Genomic DNA, 241 nt, shown 5'->3' with positions numbered 1-241 from the left:
AAGAACGATTCGGCCTCGGTCACCGAAGACACCGCCACCCCGATCACGGGCAACGTTCTGACCAACGACACGCTGGGTGCTGACAGCACCACCGTGGCCATCACGACGACGGATGCCAAGTACGGCACGCTGGTCCACAACGGTGACGGCACCTGGTCCTACCAGCTGAACAACGGCCTGCCCGCAGTTCAAGCGCTGAACAACGGCCAGACGCTGACCGAAACCATCCGCTACACCATCA

At 61.8% G+C, this 241-nt stretch carries 1 protein-coding gene; it reads left to right on the top strand.

Features of this window, described 5'->3' with window-relative positions:
- A partial coding sequence (locus KW836_RS27750; RefSeq protein ID WP_218345311.1) for a VCBS domain-containing protein occupies positions 1-241 on the top strand: 241 nt, incomplete at both ends.

The sequence above is a fragment of the Achromobacter sp. ACM05 genome (assembly GCF_019218915.1).
Taxonomy (GTDB): domain Bacteria; phylum Pseudomonadota; class Gammaproteobacteria; order Burkholderiales; family Burkholderiaceae_B; genus Achromobacter; species Achromobacter animicus.
The sequence above is the reverse complement of the archived record's forward strand: the minus strand, read 5'-3'. Positions and strand labels throughout refer to the sequence as shown.